This is a genomic window from Streptomyces vietnamensis, assembly GCF_000830005.1.
Taxonomy (GTDB): Bacteria; Actinomycetota; Actinomycetes; order Streptomycetales; family Streptomycetaceae; genus Streptomyces; species Streptomyces vietnamensis.
Window position 1 is genome coordinate 1,214,315 of the sequence record NZ_CP010407.1, and the last position, 20,976, is coordinate 1,235,290.

The window sequence follows — 20,976 nt, forward strand, 5'->3', positions numbered from 1 at the left end:
ATCAACTTCACAAGGTTGTCTCGCCACGGGGCGGCGACGTCATTTGATTGCACCTGTGAAGGCTCCGCAAACGCCGTCGCGCGTCCGGATGCGATTGAGTACGCGTACTCATGTGGCCTGCCGGGCAACGCCACAGACTGTGCGCATGACCGAAATCCCAGCTCAGGTCGGCCAGTTCGTCCGACCGCTGCGCATCATCTCGGCAACCGCCTTGGCCGCCCTGGTACTTGTCGGATGCGGAACCCAGCAGCAGGGGGCCGGGGACGTGCGGGACGGCTCCTCCGCCGGCGCCGCGACCGACAGGGCGTTCACCGCGATGCTCGACGAGGTGGCGCGGTCGTGTCCCGAGCCCGGCCCCGTGGAGAAGCCCCCGGGCGACGCGGCCGCGCCCGCTCCCACGGCGGGGCCGGAGGTGGAGCTGAACGCTCGCGACTGGTGCGCGAGCGCCCTGCACGAGGAGCGCATCACCCGGGAGGTCTGGGAGCTGGCGGACCCCGCCCCGGACAAGGTCAGGAAGGTCCTGAACGACCTCGGCTACATCGACGAACGCATCCACGGGCTCCGGCAGTCCGGCACGGCCACGACGTTCGCCCTAGACCTGCGCGACAAGGGCGGCCGGCTCTGCGTCAACGGCTCGGTGGACGGCGACAGGACCCTCGTCGAGGCGTGCGTGGCACCCCGGAAGGGCCCGTTCTCCTCTGCAAAGTGATTACTTCGATCTTCGATCGAATGTGACCCAAGTCACCTTACATTTGCTGCGCTGGGTTACTCATCAGTACCGCCCGGTTACGGCGAAACGGACTAAATACACATGAACCGGCTCTCTTTTGAAGAGTTCGGGGGGTGTCACCATTTCACGGTGCGTCGTACGGCCAAGTCCTCTACTTGGTTGCATACGTAACCTCATCGCCTCTTGCTACGGAGGCGGGTGGGGCGCCGGGCGTGCGCCGGATCCAGGGCGTCGAGGACGAGCCGGGTGACGATCACCGTGCAGGAGGCGTCCGGCAGCGACTGCGCCGCCTGGAAGAGCTCTTCGGCGACCGGCTGAGCGACCCGGCCTTCCGCTTCGAGGCACTTCTCGCCCTGCGCACCCACGCCCTCGACGCGGCGAAGGAAACGCCCTGGAACTCCAGTCGCGGATCGTGACCTGACGCGGCGCCATCCGCGCCGAACCGGCCGATTCGGATGGTGACGGCCGGGTGCGGGCAGGGTCCGGATCTACTGCCCGTCCAGCGGACGCCCCAGGCGGGTCGGCTTCACGGCTGGGCGTGTTGCTCGGCGGCGTCGAACGCGGGCGCGAGCGGGGCCAGTGCCGCGCGGAGCTGGTCGGGCAGTGAGCCGGAGGGCACGACGAGTCCTCCGGTGGCGAGGCTCTCGGCGGCCTCCGCGTTCCCGGCCGGCCGGAGCCAGCCTTCCAGCGCGATGCGAACCGCCGCGGCCGCGCTTGCCGCGAGGACGCGGGCCGTGTGCGCTCCGGCGCCCCCCAGGCGTTCGGCGATCACCGCCGTGAGCGGGGGCTCGATGTCGGCGGTGGTGTCCAGGAACGCGTCGCGCAGCGCGGCCCGGGTGGTGATCAGCAGCAGCGCCCGCTGTTCGCGCTCGCCGGTGTTCGTGTACTGCTCGACCACCGCTTCGGTGATGGCGTCGGCCAGGCGTACCCCTGCGGGCCGGGCCGCGACCGCCGCCGCGATGCGTGCCTCCCGGTCCGCGGCGACAGCGGAGACGATCGCCTGCTCGCGGCTGGCGAAGTAGTTGTTGTAGGTGCGCGGCGAGACCCCGGCCGCTTCGGCGATGTCCTCGACCCGTACCTGGTCCGGTCCGCGTTCCACGGCCAGGCGCAGGGCCGCCTCGCGCAGCGCCTCGCGCGTGGCCTGCTTCTTCCGCTCCCGCAGCCCTGGTGGTGGTGTCGTCACGGGGTCAGCGTTCCACACAGGGCTGCGTGCGCGCAAAGTTGCGCGCACGAAAACTTGCGTGCACGCACTTTTCCTGTCAGCCTCGACCCGGCAGAGATCGGTAGGGACCGGCAGAGAGGACGTCACCATGCGAGCAAGAGGAATGACCTACGACACCGGATTCGTCGTGCACGGCCGGACGTCCCGCGAGCACTTCGACCCCGCGGTGGTCCGGCGCGAACTCGCCATCATCCGCGACGACCTGCACTGCAACGCGGTCCAGATCATCGGCGGCGACCCGGAACGACTGGAGCTGGCCGCCGGTGCCGCCGCCGAGCTCGGCCTGGAGGTCTGGTTCTCGCCCTATCCGCTGGAGCTGGCCCCGGAGCAGATCCTCACGCTCTTCCGCGACTGCGCCGAGCGAGCGGAACGGCTCCGGCAGCAGGGGGCCACGGTCGTGTTCGTCGCAGGGGTCGAGCTGAGCGTGATGAACCGCGGGTTCCTGCCCGGAGAGAGTCCCGAGGAGCGGGTCGAACAGCTGATGGGCCGACCCGAGCGGCGGGCCGAAGCGATGCGCGAGCTCGGCGTGCGCATCAACGCGTTCCTCCGCGACGCCGCGGCCGCGGTCCGCGAGCGCTTCCAGGGCGAACTCACCTACGCGGCCATCCAGTTCGAGCAGGTCGACTGGACTCCCTTCGACAGGGTGACGTTCGAGCTGATCCGCTCCGCCGAAGTCGCCGACCGGTTCCGGGACGCGGTGCGCACCCTGACCCGAGGCCCGAAGCCGCTCGCCGTCACCGGTTTCGGCACCGCGGCCTACCGCGGCGCGGGAGACCGCGGCGGGCGCGTGCTGGAAGTGGTCGAGCACGATCCGCAGACCAAGGCCCCCATACGACTGAACGGCATGTACGAGCGTGACGAGGCCGGCCAGGCCGCATATCTGAGCGAACTGCTCGAGATCTTCGAGACCGAGGGCGTGGACAGCGCGTTCGTGTTCCTGTTCGCCCTGCCCGGCTACCCGCACCGCCCGGACGGCGACCCCCGGGACGACCTGGACCGGGCCGGCCTGGGCATCGTCAAACTCCTCGAAGGACGCCGGGGGCAGACCTACCCCGACATGGAATGGGAACCCAAGGCCGCCTTCACGGCAGTGGCGCAGCGGTATCGGAGGTGACAGATCCCGAGCAACAGGCGCCCGGGTTCCACTGCGGTGGTCCCACCTCAGAGGAGGTGATGACCGAACCAAGCACGGCTTTCCGGCTGGTTGGGGCGGACGATCGCCAGGATGGCCGGCACGAGCCAGATCACTCCCAGAATGGGCACCACTTCGTAGAAGGCCAGGGTGAAGGGCAGCGCCGTCCACCCGTAGACGAAGGCGGACACGCGCAGACCGGGGTGGCGCGTGGGGAACTTCAGGGCGGTGGCGACGCCCCATGCGGCGATCGCGAGCACGAGCACTCCGGCGAACACGACGATCCCGGAGTGGGCCTCGCCCGGCGTGGTGCAGCACGGCGCCGAGGAGTCGCGCTCGACCCAGATGACCTCGGCGATGGCCACGCTGTTGGTCAGCAGAAAGAGTCCGAGGACGGCCTGCATGCCGCCCAGGATCATCATCAACACGCGAAGGTTCTTCACCGGCTGTGGCATCTGCGGCCCTGAGGGGATCGGCCCCCGGCCGAATCCCATGGGCCCGCCGGGGCCTCCAGGTCCAGCCGCCCCTGGGTTGCCGCCGGCGCGCGACCGCTGCCACGGCCGCTCTCCGCCCGGCTCTTCTCCCTCTGTCAAACCCATGCTGACGGGTCCTCCCCTGAACGGCCTCGCGCCTGCGCGCCATGCTCCGGTGCCCCACATCGGCTGTCCAGCCACAATCCGGCCAGCGCCGCCTCGAAGGGCTTCGCCCTCGATGCGCGGTGAGTACGACACGCCGGCGCCCGTCCACCACCGGCTCACCGCCTCCGGCGGCGGACGCATGCGCGCGGACCGGGCACCGCACCCGCTCCCTCTTGCCCGTCGGATCTCTTGACGGCCCGGGCACGCCCTCACATACTGGCGGCCAAATCGATTTGGCCAAATCGATTTGGCTCCCCGTCCGGGGCCGGATCGCGGCTGAACCACGACGTATCGAACGCCGAACGGAGCTCGAACGTGTCCAGTCCCCGCCCCCGCCCGTCCCTGCCCCCATCCCCCTCCTCGTCCCCATCCCCCTCCTCGTCCCCGTCCCCCGCTCCGCTCCCGAGCCCGGCCGTGTCGCCGGACGAGGCTCCGGACATCCCCCTCGTCGACGAACCTTCGCGACCGGCGGCGGTGCATCCCGTCGACGAGCGCCGTCCGCTCGGCCGGATCCTGCTGTTCGGGGTCCAGCACGTGCTGGTGATGGCCGCCACGCCCATCTCGGCGATCTTCCTGATGAGCGCCACCCTGCGGCTCGATGCCCGGCTGACCGTCGATCTGCTGTCCGCGGCCTTCGTGCTGTCCGGCGTCGGTTCGCTCATCCAGTCGCTCGGGCCCTGGAAGTTCGGGCCCCGGCTGCCGTTCGTGATGCTGCCGGGTGGCGCCCCGCTCGTGCTGTTCCTGGCCATCGCCGGACAGCACGGCCTGCCGACGGCGTGCGGCGCGGTCATCCTCACCGCGCTGTTCTCCTTCGTCGTGCTGCCCCTCTTCTCACGGCTGCTCGCGTTCTTCCCCGGCCTGGTGATCGGCACGATGATCGTCATCGTCGGCGTGAACCTGGTGAAGGTGGGCGCCGTCCTCGTCACCGGCCGCCCCGGCGAGCCGGGCTTCGCCCAGCCGCAGAACCTCCTGCTCGGCATCGCGACGATCGGCTTCACCGTCGCGTTCTACCTGCTGTTCTCCGGCGTCGTGCGCCAACTCGCCGTCATGCTCGGCCTGCTGGCCGGCACCGCGCTCGCCGCCGCGCTCGGCCGCGTCCCCCTCGGCCACGCCGCCGACGGCGGGCTGCTCAGCCTGCCGCACCTGATGCCCTTCGGCACCCCCCGCTTCGACCTGCTCGCCGCGCTGCCCCTGATGCTCTACAGCCTCGCCTCGATGGCCGAGGCCACCGGCCAGACCGTCATCAACGCCCAGGCCGTCGGCAAGGAGATCGACCAGCGCGTCCACGTGCCCAGGACCGTCCGCGGCGACGCCCTCACCTCCCTGTTCGGCGGATTCTTCGGACTGCCGCTCATGGTGACCAGCGGCGAGAACATCGGCATCGTCCGGGTCACCGGCGTCCGCAGCCGCTTCGTCACCGCCACCGCCGGCCTCGCCCTCATCGCCATCGGCTTCCTCGCCCCGGTCACCCGGGCGATCAGCGTCATCCCGTCCGCCGTCGTCGGCGGCACCGCGATGGTCGTGTTCGCCGTGATCACCGTGCTCGGCGTCCAGATGCTCGGCCGCTCCGACCTCGACCGGCACACCAGCACCTTCGTCTGCGCCGTCGCCCTCGCCCTCGGCCTGCTGCCGATCCTCGTCCCCGGCGTGTACGGCGGCTTCCCGCCCAACCTCCGCATCCTCCTCGAAAGCGGCGTCGCCGTCGGCGCGTTCGTCGCCGCCGTCCTCAACGTCCTCTTCCACCACGTCCGGCCCGGCGTCGTCGCCCGGCTGGCCGGCCCCCGCGCGGAAAGCGACCGATGAACCAGCACACCCCCCTGCGAGACCTGCTCGACTCCCCGGGCCCGCTCCTCCTCGTCCCGGACGCCGTCCTGCTGCCCGAAGGCCCCGTCACCGGCCACGCCGTGGTCGTCACCGCCGGCGTCTTCACCGAGGTGGGACCGGCCGGGGAACTGATCGGCCGCCACCCGGACACCTCCCCCGTACGCCTCCCCGGCCACCTCCTCATGCCCGGCTTCGTCGACGCCCACCACCACCTCACCCAGAGCTTCGGCGCCGCCCTCGCCTTCGGCGAGCCGTCGGAGATCTTCCGCCGGGTGTGGGTGCCCCTGGAGGGCGCACTGGACGAGGAATCGGCCTACGTGGCCGCCAAGTTGGCCGCGCTCGAAGCGCTGCGCGGCGGCTTCACCACCGTCACGGACGCCGGAACCCGCGCGGACGTCGACGTGGACGTGATCGCGGCCGCCACCCGTGACGCCGGCCTCCGCTGCGTCCTGGGCCTCGTCTGCAACGACCGGGACGGCGGCGCGGCTCCCGCCGGCCCCGGCGTCCTGGAGCGCGCCGAGAAGCACCTCGTACGGTACGAGGACGATCCCCTGGTCCACGCCTCCCTCGCCGTCTCCATCCCCGAGGCGGCCACCGAGGAGACGTTGCGCCGGACCGCCGCGCTCGCCGCGGCGGCCGGGGCCGTCGTCCAGATCCACGTCAACGAGCACCTGGCCGCCGTCGAACGGTCCCTCCTGACCCACGGCCTGCGGCCGCTGGAACACCTGCACGCGATCGGCGCACTCGGGCCCCAGCTGCTCGCCGCGCACGCCACCCTGCTCACCCCGCGCGAACTCACCCTGCTCGCCGACACCGGGACCGCGGTGAGCTACAACCCCGTGGCCAGCGCGTGGAAGGGCAACGCCGTGGCGCCCGCCACCGCCATGGCCGAACGCGGCATCCGGTTCGGCCTCGGCACCGACGGCACCCGCGGGGACGGCTTCCGGCTCGCCGAGGCGGCCGAGTTCGCCCAGCGGATCGCGTACGGGCTCGCCGGCGGGGACTCCTCGTGCGGCGCGGGCTGGACCTGGCTGGAGCACGCCACCCGTGGCGGCGCCGACGCCGTGGGCCTGGGCGCGCGGACCGGCACGATCGCCCCGGGCCTGGCGGCCGACTTCCTTCTCGTCGACGTCACGACCCCCGAACTCGCGCTCTCCCACGACCTCCCCTGGGAGCTGGTCCGGCGCGGCAACAGGGACCAGATCACGGCCGTGTTCGTCGCAGGACGCCTCAGGATGTGGTGCGGCGGGCCGGTCGGGTGGGACGGGGCGGCACTGGTCCGGCGCGCCGCCGCGCTGGCCGAGGCGACGGTGCCCCGGGCGGCGATCACCCGCGCGCACCCGACGTCCACCAGGGCCCGCGCGGCCGTGGCCGGCCGGGAACGGAGCACGGCGCGATGACCGGTGAGACCCTGACGGTGCTCGCGCTGACCGTGGCCGTCGCCGCCTTCGTCCAGGGCAGCAGCGGCCTGGGCTTCGCACTGATCGTCGCCCCGGTGGCCGGGATCCTCGACCCCGGGCTGCTGCCGGTGTTCGTCCTGGCGTCGATGGTGCCGCTCAACCTGTACGTCGCCTGGCGCGAGCGGGCCTCGCTCGATCTGCGCGGCGCGGGCTGGATCACCGCCGCGCGGCTCGCGGCCACGCCCGCAGGCCTGGCGTTGCTGTGGGTGATACCGGACCGCCGACTCGGGCTGTACGTGGGCCTCGCGACCGTCCTGGCGGCCGTGGTGAGCCTGGCGGCACCGGCCTTCACGCCGGGCAGGGCCGCCTATGTCGGCGCGGGCGCGGTGACCGGCCTGACGGAGACGGCGACGGGCGTCGGCGGCCCGCCGCTGGCGCTGGTCTACCAGCACCGGCCGCCGGCCGAGCTGCGCTCCACCGTGGCGACCTGCTTCCTCGTCGGCGAAGTCGCCTCGCTGGGGCTGCTGTTCGCGACGGGCCGGGGCGACACGGCGGACCTCGGCCTCGCCCTGGCGCTGGCGCCGGCCATCGCCGTGGGCGCGTGGCTGAGCCGGCTGGTGCACCACCGGATCGACGCCCGCAGGATGCGCCTGTTCGTGCTGGTCTTCGCGTTGGTGTCGGGCGTGGTGCTCATGGTGGGCGTCTGATCCGGCCCGCCCTCACGGCTGCCCCCGGCCCGGGCGGCTCGCCCCGCCCCGCCGTCCCGTCCCCGTCTCGCCGTCCCGCCCCGCCGTCCCTGCCCGGCTGCCGGCCGACAGCCGCCGCCCGGCCGGTACGGCGGCGGCTCAGCGGTCCGTCGTCGGCGGGGGCGTCCTGAGCGACGACTCACGCGGGATCACCTTCGGAGGCGGCACCGTCACCACGGCCTCGGCCGGGGTGTCCCCCCGCAACCGCCCGAGCAACAGGTCCACGGCGGCCGCCGCCGCCCGGTCCAGGTGCAGATCGACGGCGGTCAGCGGCGGCTGCGCGGTGCGGGCGCGCAGACCGTCGTAACGGGTGACGACCATGACGTCGTCGGGGACGGCACGCCCGCTGTCCCGGACGGCCCGCAGCGCGCCCACGGCGAAGGCGTCGACCAGCGCGCACACGGCGTCGAGGTCGGGGTGCTCGGCGAGCAGGGCGGCGCACCGCTCGTAGCCGGCCTGTTCACCGCCGGACTCCGGGGCGCTCGCCACGATCGGCTGCCAGCCGTACTCGGCGGCGAGCCGTTCGTAGGCCGCGCGCGCGTCCACCGACGAGTGCCGGTCGCCGGAACCGACGAGCAGGGCGGGCCGCCTCGCGCCCTGCTCACGCAGATGGGTCAGGAGCGCCTCGGCGACGGCCGCGCCGTGCAGGTCGACGTACGGGACGGCCTCGTCCGGCGAGACGGGCCGGCCGAGCGCCACGTACGGCAGGCCGCGCTGCCGCAGCCGGGCCGCGGCGGCGTCGTCCACGTCGGGCTCCACGACGATGGCGCCGTCGATGTCGACCGAGTCCAGGGCGGCGCCCGACTGCACGGGCGGTACGAGCACGAGCGCGTAGTCGTGCAGGAGCGCGCTCTCGGCGGCCGCGGCGGCGACCTCCATGTAGAAGCCGAGCCGGGACGGGCCGCCGGCCACCGCGAAGGGCATCGACGAGGCGAGCGCGATCGCCCGGGCCTCGCCGCGCCGCAGCCGCTGGGCCCGCAGGTTGGGCCGGTAACCCAGCTCGGCCGCCACCTGCTTGATGCGTTCACGGGTCCGGGGGTCGACCTTGCCGAGCCCGTTGAGGGCGTGCGAGACGGTGGTCCGCGACACCCCCGCCGTACGGGCGACGTCGGCGATCGTCGGCGGTCGCGGGCTCGCTCCGGACCCGGAAGGGGGCATCTGCCGTCGCTCCTCTGGTCGTGCCGCACGGCACGGGGTGGGGTGGTGGGTGGTCCTATCTTCGCCGACGCTCAGAGCCGGCGGTGCAGGCCGTGCGGGCCGTCCGTGCGGTCACTCATGTCGCTCTCACCCACCGTCCGTGATCACCCTCATGATCCGACGTACGGCCCTCCCGGCGCCAGACCGCTCTCGGCCCCGCTCTCCGGCCGGTGTGTCCCGCCGGGTGGTTCGCCGCCCGGCGCCGGGCGGCGCGTGCCTACGATCACCGGGACGGGGACGGCGGACGAGACGCGGGAGAGGCGGCGGACATGGCGGACGAGCGTGTGTACCTGGTGACCGGGGGCGGGACGGGGATCGGGGCCGCGACCGCGCGGTCGCTGGCCCGGGCGGGACACAAGGTGGCGGTGTCGGGGCGCCGCCCCGAGCCGCTGCGGCTGGTCGCCGAGGAGACCGGCGCCCTGCCCGTACCGTCGGACATCGGGGACCCCGCCGCGGTGGCCTCGCTCGTCGAGACGGTGGTCGGCACGTACGGGCGGCTCGACGGTCTGGTGCTCAACGCCGGCATCGGGCGGGGCGGCGGGGTGGGCGAGGTGACCCCGGAGGACTGGGACGAGGTCATGCGGACCAACCTCACCGGTCCGTTCCTGCTGCTGCGCGCCGCGCTCCCGCACCTGCTCGACGCCCGCGGCGCGGTGGTCGCGGTGGCCTCGGTGTCAGCCCTGCTGGGCGGCGTCGGGAACGCCGCCTACGCCACCTCCAAGGCAGCGCTGCTCCAGCTGTGCCGCTCGCTCGCGGTCGACTACGGGGGCGCGGGGCTGCGCGCCAACACCGTGTGCCCGAGCTGGGTGCGCACCGACATGGCGGACCGCCGGATGAACCGGTTCGCCGCCGAGGCGGGCCTGGACGGGGACGGTCTGGAGGCGGCGTACGAGGAGGTGACCCGGGTCCTGCCCGCCGGGCGGCCCGGTGAGCCGCAGGAGGTCGCGGAGGCGGTCGCCTGGCTGCTGTCGCCCGCGGCCTCGTTCGTGAACGGTGCGGTGCTCACCGTCGACGGCGGCGCGACCGCGCTCGACCCGGGCACCCTCGGCTTCGAGTTCCGGCTGGAGCCGCGCGCCCCGCGGGCCTGACCGGCGGTCACGGCCTGGGGTGGCCGGTCGCGTTCGGCCGACCGGCCACCGCGCCCGTCGACGCCGTCGCCGCGACCGGCGGCATGTACATTTCCTGCATGGCGGCCCGTACGGTGACCCGGCAGGAGGTCTCGGCGTGGCGCCCGCACGTGCCGGGTGTCGTGGAGGTGTTCCACGCGCACTTCACCGAGCACGCGTATCCGATGCACGTCCACGACGTGTGGACCCTGCTCATCGTCGACGACGGCGCGGTCCGCTACGACCTCGACCGGCACGAGCGCGGCACTCCCGACGACACGGTGTCCCTGCTCCCGCCGGGGGTCCCGCACAACGGCTCGCCCGCCACCGCCGGCGGGTTCCGGAAGCGGGTCCTGTACCTGGACCTGAGCCAGCTGGACGAGAGCCTCATCGGTCCTGCGGTCGACGCGCCCGACCTGGCCGACCCGCTGCTGCGGCGGCGCGTCGGGCAGCTGCACACCGCGCTCGCGGAGCCGGGGGACGAACTGGAGGCGCAGAGCCGCCTCGCCCTCATCGGCGAGCGGCTGCGCGGCCATCTGCGGCCCGGGCTCGTCACGCCCGCGCGTGGAGCCGATCCGGGGGTGGCGCACGGTCTGCGGGAGCTCCTCGACGCGCGTCTCGTCGAGGGCGTGACCCTGGACGAGGCCGCCCAGCTGCTCCACGCCCATCCCGCGCATCTCGTACGGGCGTTCAGCGGCGCCTTCGGCATCGCACCGCACCAGTACCTGACGGCCCGCCGGATCGGCCGGGCGCGCGGTCTGCTGCTCGACGGACAGCCGCCGGTCGAGGTGGCGGCCGCGACCGGCTTCTACGACCAGTCGCATCTGAACCGCTCGTTCAAGCGGATCGTGGGCACCACGCCCGGGCGGTTCGCCCGGGGGCGGGGCGGACCGTCGCCGCTGTCGTGAACTGGCCATCGGGCGGGGGGCGCGAAGCCGCTCAAGGGGCGGAATGCCGGAGCCCGACACCCCGCCGTACGGCCTCCGGAGCACGACGATCCGGCCAGCTGCCCCCTCCCCACCCCCTGCGGACGACCGAATTCCACTGTCGTCACCCAAACGGACAAGATGATGCACAGGTAGTCATACTCCCTGGTCGTGGTGATCCCAGCGCCCCGCCGCACGCCCTGTCGACGCCGATCCTCCGCCCGCACCCTGAACGCCGGGGAGAGCGAGCGGGAAGCAGGTGACCGGGTGGACGCGGGCAAGGACGAGGGCGTGGACGTGTGCGTGGTCGGGGCCGGGCCGGTCGGACTGACGCTCGCGATCGCCCTGCGCCGGCTCGGGCTGCGGGTGCGGATCGTCGACAAGGCTCCGGCCGCCAAGCACGAGGCCCGTGCCCTGGTGCTCTGGGCACGGGCCCGGGAGGCGCTCGACTCCCTCACGGCTCCCGTGCGCGGAACTCGCCCGGCTCGGCACCCGCGTCGAGTGGAACACCGAGGTGACCGACCTCAAGGTCCACGAGGACCGGGCCGAGTACACCCTGCGCCACGGGGACGGCACGGTCGAGTCCGCCGCCGCTCCGTGGATCGTCGGCTGCGAGGGCACCGCCAGTGTGGTCAGGGACCGGCTCGGCATCCCCTTCGAGGGCCGCCGCCGCACCGGCCTCCAGGTCGTCCAGGGCAACGCCCGCCCCACCTGGACGCTCGGCGAACGGCCGGGCCGCGGGCACATCTTCCTGGCCCCGCACCGCTCGCTGCTCGTCTTCCCGCTGCCCGGCGGCGGCTTCCGCTTCTTCTGCTTCCGCGACGATCCCGACCCCGCGCTGACCGCCGCCCCCACCGTGGACGAACTCCGCGACCTCGTCGCGGACACCACCCGGATCCCGGGTCTCCGGCTCGAGACGACGGAGCCGCTCTGGCTGAACCGGGCCCGGTTCGGCGACCGGGTCGCCGCCCGGCTCCGCCGCGGGCGGGTGCTGCTCGCCGGGGACGCGGCGCACACGCTGTCGCCCTCGGGCGGGCTCGGGCTCGCCACGGGGGTGGGCGACGCGGCGGACCTGGGGTGGAAGCTGGCGGCGGAGCTGGCCGGATGGGCCGGTCCCGGGCTCCTCGACGCGTACGAGAGCGAACGGCGCCCGGTGGCCGTCGCCTGCCTGGAGGAGAGCCACCGCAACCTGCGGCGGACCGTCGACCGGCGCCTCTCCGGCGCCCTGTGCGACGCGACGCCCGAGGGGGAACGAGAGCGCGCCGCGCTCGGCCGGGAGATCGCCGCGTCCGATCCGGGGCGCGAATTCACCGTGCCCGACGCCCACTTCGCGTACCGGTACACCTCGCCGGTGATCGCGGACGAGAAGACGGAGAGAACCGGCGGAGAGGATTCCGGTCCTGGCGGGGAGCCGTGGTGGAACCGTACGGCCCTGCCGGGGGCGCGGGCGCCGCACGTCCCGCTGGGCCCCGGCCGGTCGACGCTCGACCTGTTCGGCCCGGGGTTCGTCCTGCTGTGCCTCGGCCCGGGCCCGTACGCGGCCCCCGCTCCCGGCCCGGGCGCCCCGGACGGCCTGGTGCGCGCCTTCGCCGAGCGCCGGGTCCCGCTCGGCGTGGTGCGCTGCCGCGACGAGGAGGTGGCCCGGCGGTACGAGCGGCCGTTCGTCCTCGTACGCCCCGACGGTCACGTGGCCTGGCGCGGAACGGCTCCGCCGGCCGACCCCGGGCGGCTCGCGGACCTGGTGCGCGGGGCGGGGGCATGAGCCGCTCCCCGGCCGGGGCCGGGCCTCCGGAGGAGTTCGATCCCGCACGGCTCGCGCTCGCCGACCCGTACCCCGTCTACCGGCGCTACCGCGAGACGGACCCGGTGCACGCGGTGCGCCCGAGGAGCGGCTCCGGGCCGACGACCTGGTACCTGTTCGGGCACGCGGAGGTGGCGCGGGTCCTCACCGACCGGGGCTTCGGCCGGAGGAACCCGTCGGACGCGCGTGCCGCACCGGTGCCGGAGGGGTACGCGACGCTGCGGAGGATCGTCGAGAACTGGCTCGTCTTCCTCGACCCGCCCCGCCATACACGGCTGCGCGCCCTGGTGGCCCCGCCGCTCGGCACGGCCGCCGTCGGGGCCTTGCGGCCGCGCGTACGGGAGATCGCCGAGGAGCTCGTCGGGCCGCTCGCGCGGCGGCCCGTGGCGGAGCTCGTGGAGGGCTTCGCCGCGCCCTACCCGCTGCTCGTCGTGGCGGGGCTGCTCGGGGTGAAGGGCGCGCGGTGGCCGTGGTTCCGGGCGGAGGCGCTCGCCCTCCAGCGGGCCGGCGGGACACGGGGCGACCGCTCGCCGGCCGCCCTCGACCGGGCCGACCGGGCGGCGGCGGAACTGGACGCGTACTTCGGGAGGGGGCTGGCGGCTCGGCGTACGGAGGGTCACGGGGACCTGCTCTCCGCACTCGCCCGGGCCGGGGCGGAGGACCCGGCCCTGGGGACGAAGGCGCTGACGGCCACCTGCGTCCATCTGCTGACCGCGGGCCACGAGACGACGACGGGACTCATCGGCAAGGCGGTGCTCTCCCTCCTCGCGCGCCCGGACGTCGGGGAGGAACTCCGGGCGGATCCGGGCCTGTTGCCGAAGGCCGTGGACGAGTTCCTGCGCCACGACCCACCGGTCCAGATGGTCACGCGGTGGGCGCACCGGGACGCCGAGCTCGCCGGCCGGTCCGTACGCCGGGGCGACCGTCTGCGGCTCGTCCTGGGCTCGGCGCACCGGGACCCGGCGCGCTTCCCCGACCCCGACACGCTCGACATCCACCGGGAGGGCGGCCGGCACTGCGCCTTCGGCATCCACTACTGCGTGGGCGCGGCGCTCGCCCGCGCGGAGGCGGAGATCGGGCTCGGCGTCCTCCTGGACCGGCTGCCCGCGCTGGGCCGCGGCGCGCGGCCGGGGGTGGAGGTGGAGTACGCGCCGGACTGGGTGTTCCACGGCCCGTCACGGCTGACGCTGTCCTGCTGACGCCGCCCCTCTGCCGCTGTCTCGCTGGCCCAGGTTTCCCATGAGCCCCGGGAACGCCTCCCCACCCTCCTGCGTTATACCCCCCAAGGGTATATAGAGGAGGGGTTCCATGACCACGAGAAGACTGACCGCGCTCGCCCCCGAGCAGGCACCCGGCCGCGCACGCGAACTGCTCGCCGACATCGTCGAACGGCACGGCTCCGTCGGCGAGATGGTGTCCACGATGGCGCACTCGCCCGCGCTGCTCGACGGCTATCTCAGCCTCTCGCGGGCCATGAAGCGGGTGAAGATCCCCCGCGCACTGAGCGAGAAGCTGTCGCTCGCCGTCCAGGAGTGGATCGGCTGCGGCACCTGCCGCGAGGCGCACCGCGAGGCCGGCCGCGCGGCGGGACTGACCGAGACCGACCTCGAACTCGCCCGTCAGGGCACGTCGACCGACCCCCGCGAGGCCGCCCTGATCGGCCTCGCGCTGCGGGTCCTCGCGGAGCCCGGCGCCCTCTCCGACGAGGACGTCGCCGAGGTACGGGCCCACGGCTGGAGCGACCGGGTGATCGCCGAGGTGGTCGGCGTCGTCACCCTCAACCTCCTCACCGGCGCCTTCAACCTCCTCGCGGGGATCCAGCCGGAGGCCGAGGAGGGGTGACCGGGTCCGTGTGACGACGGGGACGTTCCCGGTGGAGTCCGGGCCGAGCCGATAGGGTGGCGGTCGGCCCGGAACCGGGCCGCGGATTCATTGCCTTCCCCCAGGAATTGAGGTACCGGACGATGGCCGCGAGCCGCGAGCCGCGAGCCGCGAGCCGCGAGCCGCGAGCCGCGAGCCGCGAGCCGCGAGCCGCGAGCCGCGAGCCGCGAGCCGCGGAGCGGGTGACCTGGGCGTATGTGGACGGGGCGGCCATGCACGCTGAGCGGCCCCTCCGCGTTCCCGTCGGGCCGGACGCCGAGCGGTGGCGGACCTTCCCCGGCGAGCGGACGCTCGTCGTCGCCGCGCGGACCGTCGTCTCCACCACCCGGGTCCTGGAGTGCCTCCCCGCCGTCCTGCGCGACGACAGCCGGGTGAGCGTCGTCTTCGCGTACGACCCCACCTCCGCCTTCAACGACGGCGTCCTCGACCTGCTCCACGACTCCGGCTGCCGCGTGATGCCCTGGTCGCAGCTCGGCGACGTCTCCCCCGACCTGGTCCTCACCGCGAGCGAGAACGTCGACGTCCCCGAGGGGACGTGCCCCGTGCTCGTCCTCCCGCACGGCATCGGCTTCCAGAAGTACGTGCCGGACTCCCGCGCCGACCGCGTCCGGCTCTCGGGCCTGGTGCCCGACGCGCTCCTGGAGGCGGGCCGGGCCTGGCTGGCGACCTCGCACCCGGACCAGGGGGAGCAGCTGCTCGCGGCGCACCCCAAGGCCGCGGGACGGACGCTGCTGGTGGGCGATCCGTGCTTCGACGAACTGGCGGCGAGCGCGGTGCTGCGCCCCGCGTACCGCTCGGCCCTCGACGTGGGGGACGACCGGCGGCTGGTCGTGATCAGTTCGACCTGGGGTCCGACCTCGCTGCTCGGCCGGGACCCCGGTCTGCCGGCGCGGCTGCTCGCCGCGCTGCCGTACGACACGTACCGCGTGGCGGCGATCGTCCACCCCAACGTGTGGGCGGCGCACGGCTCCTGGCAGCTCCGGCGGAACCTCGCCGCCGCGCTCGACGCGGGTCTGATCCTGGTTCCCCCGGCGCACGCCTGGCGGTCGGTGCTCCTCGCCTCCGACCTTGTCGTCGGGGACCACGGCTCGGTGACGCTGTACGGCGCGGCGCTGGGGCGGGCGGTGCTGCTCGCGACGTTCGGGAGCGATTCGGTGCCGGGCACGGCCGCCGAGGTCCTGGGCCGGCACGCGCCGCGCCTCGACCCCGGGCGGGATACGCGCGGCCAGGTGGAGGCGGCCCTCGGACCGGAGGCGCGCGCGGCGTACGCGGAGGTGGCGGAGCGGGCGTTCAGCGAACCGGGCCGGGCCCTCGTACGGCTGCGCTCGGTGCTGTACGAGCTGCTGCGCCTGCCCGAGCCCTCCTCGGGGCCGCCGCCGGTACGCGCCCTCGCCCCGGTGCGGGTGCCGGCGGAACCGGTCACGTCCTGGCGGGTACGCACGCGCGTGGCCCGCGCCGTCGTCGACATGGAGCGGATCCCGGCGGCGGTGGCGGGCGACGAAGGTCTCCGTGACGCTCCCGGGCTCTTCGACCACCTCACGTGCACGGAAGCGGAGCGGGACCTACGGGTCGCCGAGAGCGCGTCCGTCGTCCTGCGCGCCGCCCCGCCCTCGCCGGACGCCGCGAGGTGGATCGCCGACACGCTCGCCGCCCGCCCCGGCTGCCTCGCCGCCGCGGCCGCCCTCGACGCGGGCCGCCATCTGGTGGGCCTGCGGGACGGCCGGCTCGTCGAAGCGACCGCGACCGGCCCCGAGCACGCGGCGGCCGTCACGTACGCCTGCCTCCGCGCCGGGCTGCCGTTGGAGGGCGCGGTCCGCCTGCGCGTCGACGCCCGGTCCGAGGAGGACGTCGTCCTGAGCACCCTCCCCGCCACCGGGCCGGAGGACGGCTGAGCCTCACGACGGACGGAGCGCGCGCGGCCGCGGCTGCCCGTCAGTCGGCCCACGTGAGGGTTCGGTCCGCGCACTTCGTGAGCAGGGCCTGGTACTTCTCGGGCCGTGACTCGAAGTCGACCCAGGCGTCAAGCCCGGCGGGGTCGGCGTCCGGCCCGCGCAGCAGGTCGACGGAGGCCTGCGCGAACCGCTCGGCGAGGCCTTCCCGTTCGGCCCGGTCGAGCAGCGGGTGCAAGGCCTCGAGGGCGGCCCTGGCGCGCCGGAGCTGGTCCGGACCGGCGGTCAGCAGGGGACGGATCCGGACGGCGGGTGCCGCGTCGGCGAGCAGCGCGTCCAGGCGCGCGGCCAGGGCCGCGCCCCGCTCCGCCGCGCCCTTCGCCCGCGGCCCGGCCTCCACCAGGACCCGGAGGGCGGCGAGCACCGCCGTGGTGTGCGGCTCCGGCCGGTCCGCCTCGATCCGTACCGTCACGGCCCTGGCCCGTTCCTGGGCGATCCTCCGCGCGGCGGCGACCGCCGGACCCGCGGTGTGCCGTGGCACGCCGGCGTGTTCGAGGCCCCACTCCTCGGCGTCGAGCACGTCCCGTACGGTGTGGACGCCGTGCTCGGCCAACTCCCCGACGGGGAAGGCTTTTCCGGCCACCCGCCTGAGCCGTGTCACGGGCATCAGGGCCAGTTCCTCGTCCACCTGTGCCCGGAGCGAGGGGGTCCACGCCGTACGGACCGCTTCCACGGCCTTCCGGTGGTCCCGGGCCACGAGGGCCGCGACCTCCCGCAGCCGGGCCGCCCGACGTACGGCCCGGCGGTTCCTCGGATCCACCAGTGCGGCGGCGTCCCGCAGCAGCAGCGCCCGGCGGCTGGGCCGCCGATGCGTGCCGCTGGACCGGTACAAGGCACGGACGGTCCCGCCGAAGAGGCCACCGGCCATGAACAGGAACCCGACCGTCCCGAGCGCGTCCAGGACGGCCGAGCAGCCGAGCAGGATCAGACCGAACGTCGCCACCCAGCGGAAGAACGGCACATGACGCATCCCGGGCCCCCTTGCCTCTCACCGAGGACGTGTGCGCGATCAGCGTCCGCCCGGCGAGGAGGGGGCATCAAGGGCGGAGCCGGGCAGCCGCGCGCCCCCGTGCCTTCCTGCTTCCGGCAACGCGGGGGCGGGGAGGCACGGGCGACGGCTCAGCCCTGTTCCTCGGGCCCGGCCCCTCCTCCCTGCGCGTACGGCCGCAGGCGCTCGCGCAGGGCGGGGGCCAGGGGGCTGCCGCCCGCCTCGTGGATGTGGGCGGCCCGTTCCAGCCAGCCGGGGACGTCGTCCCGGCGGAGTCCGGTGCGTTCGGCGATGTCCGCGAGGGCGACGAGCGCCTGGGCCTCGTAGTGGGTGGCCCGCTCGGCCCGCAGGGTGCCGGCGGCGGCCTCCAGGGCGCGTACGGCCTCCTCGGTGTCGCCGAGGTGGTCGAGCGCGATGCCGAGGGCGGCCGTGGCGCGGGCCGCCATGCGCGGGTCCCGGCACTCCGTCAGCATCCGGTGGGCGGCGCGCAGGGTGGTCAGCGCGGTGGTGTGCTCGCCGGCGGCGTCCTGGGCGCAGCCGAGGAAGTACGTCGCGATCGCCGCGCCGCGTGCCTCCCCCGCACCGCTGTTGAGCTCCAGGGAGGCGCGGTAGGCGGCGACGGCGCGGGCCGGGTCGTGCCGGTCCCAGTACCGGCCGTCGAACTCGCGGACCGAGGCGCTGAGCACCTGGTGTCCGGCGACCTCGGCGCAGGCGAGGGCCGTGTCGAGCTCGGCGCGGGCCCGCTCGTCCTCGCCCAGGTCGAGCAGGGGGCGGGAGAGCAGGCTGCGCAGGCGCGCCTCGGCCGCGGGGGCGACGGCGGTCGCGGCCGCGGCGGCGCCCAGTTCGAGGGACTCCCGCCAGGGGCCGAGCGCCCGCTGGTGGAGGAAGAGCACGCTGTACGCCTCGGCCAGCTGCCACACGGGGGTCTCCAGGCCCTCCTGGGCGGCTCCGGCGCGCAGGACGGCGAGGATGTCGGCGCTGCGGCTCTCCAGCCAGGCGAGCGGTGCGGGGCCGCCGGGTGCCGCGAACGGGTCGGACGTCCCGTCCAGGAGTGCGCGGAGGTCGGCGATGCGCAGCCGGTCCTCGCGGATCGCCCGGTCGGCGCGTGCGGTGAGGACGAGTTGGTGGGTGAGGACGCGGGCGACGAGCTCCCGCTCCCCGGTGCGGGGCTCTTCGGCGACCGCGCGCTCGCGGGCGTGCAGCCGGACGAGGTCGTGCATGCGGTAGCGGCGGTCGGCGGTCCGTTCGAGCAGGGCGTCGTCGGCGAGGCGGGCGAGGAGCGGGGCCGTCTCGGCGGGCGTGGCGCCGAGGGCGGCGGCGGCCGTGTCGACGTCGTGGGTGCGGCACGGGTGCCAGCCGAGGTACCGGTAGAGGCGGGCGGCCCCGGCGGGGAGGAGGCGGTACGTCGGGTTGAGTACGGCGGACATGGAGTGCTCCCCTCCCAGGGGCCCCAGGGAGAGGCCTTCGAGCCGGCGGTTCTCGTCCGTGAGCTCCGTCGCCAGGGCGGTCGTGGTGAGCGTGCGGTCGGTGAGGAGGCGTGCGGCGGCGATCCGCAGGGCGACGGGCAGTCCCCCGCAGAGTTCGATGAGCCGCTCGGCGGCGGCCCGGTCGGCCTCGACGGTGTCCTCCCCGCAGCGTTCGGCGAGCAGCCGCAGGGCGCCGTCCGGGTCGAGCGGCCGGAGGGCGAGGACCCTGGCGCCGTCGTAGACCAGCTCGCCGAGGGCCGTCCGGCTGGTGACGAGCACGGCGCTGCCGGGGCCCTTGGGCACGAGGGGCCGGACCTGGGCGGGTTCGCCGACGTCGTCGAGGACGACGAGCAGCCGCCGTCCGGCCGTACGGGAGCGGAACAGCGCGGCCCGCTCCTGGAGGGATCCCGGCATGTAGGCGTCGCTGACGCCGAGGCCGCGCAGACACATGGCGACGGCCTCGGAGACGTCGCCTCCGGCCTGTCCGCGGAGCGCGGCGAAGTCGACGTACAGCTGGCCGTCGGGGTACTGCTCGCGGGCGGTGGTGGCCCAGTGCCAGGCGGTCGCCGTCTTGCCGACACCGGGAAGGCCGTGGAGGACGCCGATGCCGACGGGCGGGGCGGTGGACGAGGGCCGTCCGAACCAGCCGTCGAGTTCGGAGAGGTCGGCGGTGCGGTTGACGAACGCGGCGGTGAGCGCGGGGACTTGGTCGGGACGCGGCTCGTACGACACGGGGGCGGGAGCGGGAGCTGCCTGCTGCACGTGGATCGTGACGTCCCCGTGGATCTGCGATCCGTGGAAGGCGGGGCCGTGGTTCACCCCGCCGCCGCTGTACGTGGCCGTGCCCGGGGTCCCGAAGGCGGCGATGAGCTCCTGGAGTTCGGCCACGGCGGCCGGGTCCTCGCGGAGCACCCGGAGGAGCCGCTCGCTCCAGTGCTCCTGGATCGCGGCGGCCTCCGCCTCGTTCCCGGCGGCCCGCGCGGACGCCACCTCCCGCCCGGCGGCCTCCAGTTCCCCGGCGATCCCCTCGGCGTCCTGACCGGTGTCCTCACCGGAACCCCGTCGACGGAACAGGCGCCAGTCCCGCGCCTTGGCCTGCTCCCAGACGTCCGAGACGACGAGCCCGAACACCGTCGTCACCCCCGACATGGCGAGCGCCGCCAGCTCTTCCACCGCTCCCCCAACCTGTCGCGCGGAACGCCGACGAGACGCCCCGGCACCACCGTAGAGAGATCGACAAGCCTTTGAACAGCCCGCTCGCCGTCGCGCTGACGCGGCGCGTGGCGCATTCCGTTCGCTCGGCGGAGGAGGGGCGGGTGCCTCAGGGCGCCGTAGGGGCCGTGAACGTGACGGCGGCGGCCGGGACGGTGGTCTCCGCGTCGCTCCCGAGGGCGTACGCGGCGACGCGGGAGACCGTCGCGGCCGGGATCGTCCCGCTGATGCCCGGCGCCGCCGGGATGTCCTGGGTCGCGTGGGCGTCGTGCGGGACGACGACCCGGTAGCCGAGCGCCAGGGCCGTACGGGCCGTCGCCTGGACGCACATCTCCGACATGACGCCGCAGACGGCGATCGCCCGCACCCCCGCGTCGGCGAGGACCACCCCGAGCGCGGTCTCCTGGAAGCCGTCGTCGTGGGGCTTGCGGATCACCACCTCGGCGGGTCCGGGCTCCACGGGGTGGTGGAGTTCCCAGCCGGGCGTGTGGGGTTCGTCCTCGGCGCCGGGCGGCCCGTCATTCTGCAGGTGGGCGATGAACGCCCCGTCCCGCCGGGCCCGGGCGATCAGGTCGGTCGTCCGGTCGACGAGCCGGCCGGCCGCGGGCACGGCCCCGTCACCGGTGACGAAGGCCGACTGCACGTCGACGACGATCAGGGCATCCACGGGCTGCGCGCGCTGGGTCATCCGGCCATCATCACTCCCACGGGCCCCACCCGCCACGGGGTTTCGCCCCGCCGGAGAGGGCCGGATTCCC

Annotated in this window: 18 protein-coding genes and 1 pseudogene; 13 read left to right on the forward strand and 6 right to left on the reverse strand. The window is 74.7% G+C overall.

The window, feature by feature from the left end; translation table 11 throughout:
- Window positions 1-145 precede the first annotated feature (145 nt).
- On the forward strand, window positions 146-709 hold the full coding sequence (locus SVTN_RS43075) for a hypothetical protein (protein WP_099055163.1): 564 nt from the start codon (window positions 146-148) through the stop codon (window positions 707-709).
- 233 nt (window positions 710-942) lie between these two features.
- Window positions 943-1,146, forward strand: coding sequence for a helix-turn-helix domain-containing protein (locus SVTN_RS05215; protein ID WP_041127988.1), 204 nt, complete (start codon window positions 943-945; stop codon window positions 1,144-1,146).
- Window positions 1,147-1,256: 110 nt separating this feature from the next.
- Here SVTN_RS05215 and SVTN_RS05220 read toward each other — a convergent pair whose 3' ends face one another.
- Window positions 1,257-1,913: a TetR/AcrR family transcriptional regulator gene (locus SVTN_RS05220; RefSeq protein WP_041127989.1), complete on the reverse strand. Its 657-nt coding sequence runs from the start codon at window positions 1,911-1,913 to the stop codon at window positions 1,257-1,259.
- Window positions 1,914-2,040: 127 nt separating this feature from the next.
- On the opposite strand from SVTN_RS05220, the gene SVTN_RS05225 reads away from it, so the two are divergent.
- Window positions 2,041-3,066 carry a hypothetical protein gene (locus tag SVTN_RS05225; protein ID WP_245727447.1) on the forward strand — a complete coding sequence of 342 codons (1,026 nt, stop codon included), beginning with the start codon at window positions 2,041-2,043 and terminating at the stop codon, window positions 3,064-3,066.
- 47 nt (window positions 3,067-3,113) lie between these two features.
- Here SVTN_RS05225 and SVTN_RS40920 read toward each other — a convergent pair whose 3' ends face one another.
- A complete protein-coding gene (locus SVTN_RS40920; RefSeq protein WP_159026423.1) occupies window positions 3,114-3,527 on the reverse strand; it encodes a hypothetical protein in 414 nt (137 codons plus the stop codon).
- A gap of 669 nt (window positions 3,528-4,196) precedes the next feature.
- On the opposite strand from SVTN_RS40920, the gene SVTN_RS05240 reads away from it, so the two are divergent.
- The 3 genes from SVTN_RS05240 to SVTN_RS05250 are packed head-to-tail and all read left to right on the forward strand — an operon-like array spanning window position 4,197 to window position 7,653.
- Complete coding sequence (locus tag SVTN_RS05240) at window positions 4,197-5,525, forward strand: uracil-xanthine permease family protein (protein WP_041133616.1); 1,329 nt, start codon at window positions 4,197-4,199, stop codon at window positions 5,523-5,525.
- Window positions 5,522-6,946, forward strand: a complete 1,425-nt coding sequence (locus SVTN_RS05245; protein WP_041127992.1) for an amidohydrolase family protein — start codon at window positions 5,522-5,524, stop codon at window positions 6,944-6,946. Before SVTN_RS05240 ends, SVTN_RS05245 begins: the two co-directional genes overlap by 4 nt.
- The gene (locus SVTN_RS05250) at window positions 6,943-7,653 is read left to right on the forward strand and encodes a sulfite exporter TauE/SafE family protein (RefSeq protein WP_041127993.1); all 711 of its coding nucleotides are present in this window, start codon (window positions 6,943-6,945) and stop codon (window positions 7,651-7,653) included. The genes SVTN_RS05245 and SVTN_RS05250 overlap by 4 nt, the downstream gene beginning before the upstream one ends.
- 138 nt (window positions 7,654-7,791) lie before the next feature.
- On the opposite strand, the gene SVTN_RS05255 is transcribed toward SVTN_RS05250, so the two are convergent.
- Window positions 7,792-8,850, reverse strand: a complete 1,059-nt coding sequence (locus SVTN_RS05255) for a LacI family DNA-binding transcriptional regulator (protein ID WP_041127994.1) — start codon at window positions 8,848-8,850, stop codon at window positions 7,792-7,794.
- A 308-nt stretch (window positions 8,851-9,158) separates the two neighbouring features.
- Between SVTN_RS05255 and SVTN_RS05260 the strand changes: the two genes are divergently transcribed.
- The 7 genes and pseudogenes from SVTN_RS05260 to SVTN_RS05285 all read left to right on the forward strand — a co-directional run bounded on the left by SVTN_RS05260 (window position 9,159) and on the right by SVTN_RS05285 (window position 16,495).
- A complete protein-coding gene (locus tag SVTN_RS05260; RefSeq protein ID WP_041127995.1) occupies window positions 9,159-9,977 on the forward strand; it encodes an SDR family NAD(P)-dependent oxidoreductase in 819 nt (272 codons plus the stop codon).
- Between the two features lie 83 nt (window positions 9,978-10,060).
- Window positions 10,061-10,903 carry a helix-turn-helix domain-containing protein gene (locus SVTN_RS05265; RefSeq protein ID WP_052498988.1) on the forward strand — a complete coding sequence of 281 codons (843 nt, stop codon included), beginning with the start codon at window positions 10,061-10,063 and terminating at the stop codon, window positions 10,901-10,903.
- A gap of 321 nt (window positions 10,904-11,224) precedes the next feature.
- Window positions 11,225-11,362: pseudogene (locus tag SVTN_RS46560) on the forward strand (FAD-dependent monooxygenase); the annotation flags it as partial.
- Between the two features lie 73 nt (window positions 11,363-11,435).
- Entirely contained in the window at window positions 11,436-12,683 is a 1,248-nt protein-coding gene (locus SVTN_RS05270) for an FAD-dependent monooxygenase (RefSeq protein ID WP_052498989.1), read from the forward strand.
- Window positions 12,680-13,921, forward strand: a complete 1,242-nt coding sequence (locus tag SVTN_RS05275; RefSeq protein WP_041127997.1) for a cytochrome P450 — start codon at window positions 12,680-12,682, stop codon at window positions 13,919-13,921. The genes SVTN_RS05270 and SVTN_RS05275 overlap by 4 nt, the downstream gene beginning before the upstream one ends.
- 109 nt (window positions 13,922-14,030) lie before the next feature.
- Entirely contained in the window at window positions 14,031-14,564 is a 534-nt protein-coding gene (locus SVTN_RS05280; protein WP_041127998.1) for a carboxymuconolactone decarboxylase family protein, read from the forward strand.
- A 122-nt stretch (window positions 14,565-14,686) separates the two neighbouring features.
- Window positions 14,687-16,495: a hypothetical protein gene (locus tag SVTN_RS05285; protein WP_425428946.1), complete on the forward strand. Its 1,809-nt coding sequence runs from the start codon at window positions 14,687-14,689 to the stop codon at window positions 16,493-16,495.
- Between the two features lie 40 nt (window positions 16,496-16,535).
- Here the strand turns inward: SVTN_RS05285 and SVTN_RS05290 are convergent, their stop codons facing one another.
- The 3 genes from SVTN_RS05290 to SVTN_RS05300 form a co-directional block, all read right to left on the reverse strand.
- The gene (locus tag SVTN_RS05290) at window positions 16,536-17,522 is read right to left on the reverse strand and encodes a hypothetical protein (protein ID WP_159026424.1); all 987 of its coding nucleotides are present in this window, start codon (window positions 17,520-17,522) and stop codon (window positions 16,536-16,538) included.
- Between the two features lie 149 nt (window positions 17,523-17,671).
- Window positions 17,672-20,179, reverse strand: a complete 2,508-nt coding sequence (locus SVTN_RS05295; RefSeq protein WP_245727449.1) for an NB-ARC domain-containing protein — start codon at window positions 20,177-20,179, stop codon at window positions 17,672-17,674.
- A gap of 148 nt (window positions 20,180-20,327) precedes the next feature.
- A complete protein-coding gene (locus tag SVTN_RS05300) occupies window positions 20,328-20,906 on the reverse strand; it encodes an isochorismatase family protein (protein WP_041127999.1) in 579 nt (192 codons plus the stop codon).
- Window positions 20,907-20,976: the final 70 nt, after the last annotated feature.